Source organism: Amycolatopsis sp. SID8362, from assembly GCF_010550475.1.
GTDB classification, from domain to species: Bacteria; Actinomycetota; Actinomycetes; order Mycobacteriales; family Pseudonocardiaceae; genus Amycolatopsis; species Amycolatopsis eburnea.
Genome location: NZ_JAAGNB010000841.1, coordinates 1 through 3,877, shown reverse-complemented (window position 1 = coordinate 3,877; position 3,877 = coordinate 1). Strand labels below are relative to the sequence as shown.

Genomic DNA, 3,877 nt, shown 5'->3' with positions numbered 1-3,877 from the left:
GCGCAGCGGCGCACCGCCGCGCTTGTCGGTCGCGCCCGCGCTGCCGCGGACCCGGTTGACCACCTGCGCGACGTCCTGCCAGCCCACCCACCAGGCGAGCTTCGACGCGTAGCCGTCGCGGGCCGCGCGGTCCTTGATCGACGCCACCATCGGCACGGTCTTCTGCAGCGCCGCGACCTGGCCGTCGACCGAGTCGAGGTCGTAGTTCTTGAGCGTGCTGCGGATGACGAACTCGAACAGCGGGGTCCGCCGCGCGACCAGGTCCTTCACCGCGCTGTCGCCCTTGGCCAGGCGCAGCTCGCACGGGTCCATGCCGTCCGGCGCGACCGCGATGTACGTCTGGCCGGCGAACGTCTGGTCGCCCTCGAAGGCCTTCAAAGCGGCTTTCTGACCTGCTTCGTCGCCGTCGAACGTGAAGATGACTTCGCCGCGGAAGGCGTCGTCGTCCATCATCAGCCGGCGCAGCACCTTCATGTGGTCCTCGCCGAACGCCGTGCCCGACGACGCGACCGCCGTCGGCACGCCCGCCGCGTGCATCGCCATCACGTCGGTGTAGCCCTCGACCACGACGACCTGGTGCCGCTTCGCGATCTCGCGCTTGGCCAGGTCGAGGCCGAACATGACCTGGGACTTCTTGTAGATCGGCGACTCGGCGGTGTTGAGGTACTTCGCCGAGATCCGGTCGTCGTCGAACAGCCGCCGTGCGCCGAAGCCGACGACGTCGTTGCCGACGTCGCGGATCGGCCAGACCAGCCGCCGGTGGAAGCGGTCCATCGGGCCGCGCTGGCCCTCCTTCGACAGGCCCGCGGTGAGCAGCTCCTTGACCTCGAAGCCGCGGTTGAGCAGGAACTTCGTCAGCTTGTCCCAGCCGCCGGGCGCGTACCCGCAGCCGAACGTCTTCGCCGCGGCGGCGTCGAACCCGCGCTCGGACAGGAAGTCCCGCGCCGCGCGCGCTTCGTCGGTGAGCAGCTGCTCGGCGTAGAACTCCTGGGCGGCGCGGTGCGCCTCGACCAGCCGGGTGCGGCTGCCGCGGTCGCGCTGGATCGTCGCGCCGCCGCCCTCGTAGGTGAGCCGGATGCCGACGCGATCGGCCAGCCGCTCGACGGCTTCCACGAACGAGATCAGGTCGATCTTCTGGATGAACTTGATCACGTCGCCGCCCTCGCCACAGCCGAAGCAGTGGAAGGTGCCGTGCGTCGGGCGGACGTTGAACGACGGGGTCTTTTCGTTGTGGAACGGGCAGAGGCCCTTCAGGCTGCCCCCACCGGCGCGGCGCAGTGCCACGTACTCGCCGACGACCTCGTCGATCCGGTTCCGCTCGCGCACCTCCGCGATGTCGCTCTCCCGAATCCGTCCTGCCACGCCACCCACTCTAGTCTCGCCGTTTGCGGCACACTCGGGGCATGGTCTCCACGCCCACCGCCCAGGACACGCTGGCCACGGAGTTCGCCGAGCACCGGAGTCACCTGATCGGCGTCGCCTACCGGCTGACCGGCACCCGCGCCGACGCCGAAGACGCCGTCCAGGAGTCCTGGCTGCGGCTGGCCGGGCTCGACGACGCCGGCCGCGCGGCCATCCGGGACCTGCGGGGCTGGCTGACCACCGTCGTCGGCCGGATCTGCCTCGACCGGCTGAAGTCGGCCGCGGCCCAGCGCGAGAAGTACGTCGGCAACTGGCTGCCCGAGCCGGTCGTCACGCCGTTCGGGCGCCCGGTGAGCGAAGACCCACTGGACGTCGCCGTGCGGGACGACGGGCTGCGGATGGCCGCGCTGGTCGTGCTCGACAAGCTGACCCCGGAGCAGCGCGTCGCGTTCGTGCTGCACGACGCCTTCTCCGTGCCGTTCGCCGAGATCGCGGACGCGCTCGGCGTCTCGGTCGAGGCCGCGCGCCAGCACGCGTCCCGCGGCCGCAAGGCACTGGCCGACGCCGACCCGCCGCCGCGCGCGCCCCTGGAGGACCAGGCGAAGATCCTCGAGAAGTTCGTCATCGCGCTGCAGGCGGGCGACATCCGGGCGATGACCGAGCTGCTGGCGCCGGACGTCGTGCTCGTCGGCGACTCGGACGGCAAGGGCCGCACCGCCCGCCAGCTCATCCTGGGCCCGGACAAGATCGCCCGGTTCTTCATCGGCCTCACCCGCAAGTACGCGCCCGGCATGGTCGAGCGCGGCGCGCCGGTGCTGGTCAACGGCGACCTGGGGATGTACCTGCCGCCGATGCCGGGTCGCGACGGCTTCCTCGCCCTCGACGAGCACGTCCAGTCGGTCAGCATCCGCGACGGGAAGATCGTGGCGATCTACGACATCGTGAACCCGGACAAGCTGACCCGGATCACGCGTCCCGGCGACGAGCCCGCGTGATCCCGGCCGCCAGCAGCAGCGCGGCGAAGGCGCCGAAGTAGGCCAGCGCCCAGCCCGGGGGCAGCGGCGAGTCCGACAGCACCGCGGCGTTGCCGCCGTCCCGGCCCGCGTTCGCCTCGCCGGTGCCGCTGAGGAACTTCGTGACGGCGTTCAGCGGCAGCCACCGGTGGATCGCCTGCCCGGCCCGCGGGATCAGCTGGACGACGTTCTCCGCCATCAGCGGGTACGCGACGAGCACCGCAACCGCGCCGGCGGTGTGGCGCACGAGCAGGCCGACGCCGACCCCGCAGCCGGCGGCCAGCGCGAACACCGGGCCGGTGCCGGCGACGATCGTCCAGTCCGCGACGCTGTCGAGGGCCAGGTCGGCGTCCGGGGCGAGCACCCGCGCGACCAGCCAGGCCGCGAACGCGGCCGCTTCGCCGATCCCGAACGCGTACCCGGCGACGAGCGCGGCCTTGGCCAGCAGCACCGGAGTCCGGCCGGGCACGGCCTGGAAGGTGCCGTGGATCGTGCCGGAGTGGTACTCGCTGGTCACCGCGAGCGCGCCCAGCACCAGCACCGCGACCAGCGCGAGCTGGTAGCCGAACTGGGTGCTCGCGACGGTCGGCGGCAGCCGGGACTCGGTGGCGGTCAGCGCCGTGAGCGCGGCCGGGAAGGCCAGCGCGACGAGCGCGAAGAGACCGCACACCCAGGGCGTGGCGATGCTGAAGAGCTTGATCCGTTCACTGGCGACGAGGTGCATGCGGGGAACGGTCCCGCGGCGGACCCCGGTGGCGCGTCCACCCGGGGTCCGATCCTCCGCGTCCTACGGGAGCGGGACGCGGCAGGCGTCGCCCGAGGTGAAGCCCTGGTCGACGATGCCGAGCGCGCTGTTCATCCGGGCGCGGGAGTTCTCGAGCGCGATCTGGTAGGTCAGCTCGACGACGCCTTCGCGGCCGAACTCGCGCTCCAGCTCGGCGACCTGCTCGTCGGTGACGGTGACCTGCTCGCCGGACATCGCGTCGGCGTAGGCGATCGCGAGCCGTTCCTGGCGGCTGAACGCGGGTGAGGTCGCGTAGTCGTCGATCTTCTTCAGCCGTTCGATGTCCAGGCCGTCGTGCTTCTGCAGCATCGTGCCGAAGTCGACGCACCACGAGCAGCCGATGCGGGTCGCGACCCGGTAGACGGCGAGTTCCCGGACGTTGACCGGCAGCCGCCGGGACGCGCGTTCCACCAGCAGCTCGTGCACGACGTTCGCGCGCAGCAAGCCGGGGTGGTGCGCGACGACGGCCATCGGCTCGGGCACGGCGCCGTAGCGGCGGCCGGCGATCCGGTAGAACAGCTTGAGGACCGGCCCGGCTTCGGTGCTCTTCTTCGCGGTGATGCGCGGCATTTCCGTTCTCCTTCGTCTCGGTTACGAGGAGGACGAGACGGCTTCGGGAGACGTGACAGCGGGCGCTGTGAGCCACGCCACCAGCAGGACCGCGGCCGCGCCCGCGAACACGACGGTCAGGCCCGGCGCGGCCAGCCCGCCGGTCGTC

Annotated in this window: 4 protein-coding genes; 1 reads left to right on the top strand and 3 read right to left on the bottom strand. The window is 71.9% G+C overall.

Features of this window, described 5'->3' with window-relative positions; translation table 11 throughout:
- On the bottom strand, window positions 1-1,371 hold a 1,371-nt coding region (gene dnaG, locus G3I65_RS26345), incomplete at its 3' end, for a DNA primase (protein WP_160698492.1).
- Window positions 1,372-1,403: 32 nt separating this feature from the next.
- On the opposite strand from dnaG, the gene G3I65_RS26340 reads away from it, so the two are divergent.
- Complete coding sequence (locus tag G3I65_RS26340) at window positions 1,404-2,357, top strand: sigma-70 family RNA polymerase sigma factor (protein WP_160698491.1); 954 nt, start codon at window positions 1,404-1,406, stop codon at window positions 2,355-2,357.
- Here the strand turns inward: G3I65_RS26340 and G3I65_RS26335 are convergent.
- Together G3I65_RS26335 and G3I65_RS26330 are read right to left on the bottom strand one after the other, a co-directional pair.
- Window positions 2,329-3,099: a hypothetical protein gene (locus tag G3I65_RS26335; RefSeq protein ID WP_160698490.1), complete on the bottom strand. Its 771-nt coding sequence runs from the start codon at window positions 3,097-3,099 to the stop codon at window positions 2,329-2,331. The two genes, G3I65_RS26340 and G3I65_RS26335, sit on opposite strands and share 29 nt — an antisense overlap.
- A gap of 63 nt (window positions 3,100-3,162) precedes the next feature.
- Window positions 3,163-3,729, bottom strand: a complete 567-nt coding sequence (locus tag G3I65_RS26330; protein ID WP_160698489.1) for a carboxymuconolactone decarboxylase family protein — start codon at window positions 3,727-3,729, stop codon at window positions 3,163-3,165.
- Between the last annotated feature and the right edge of the window lie 148 nt (window positions 3,730-3,877).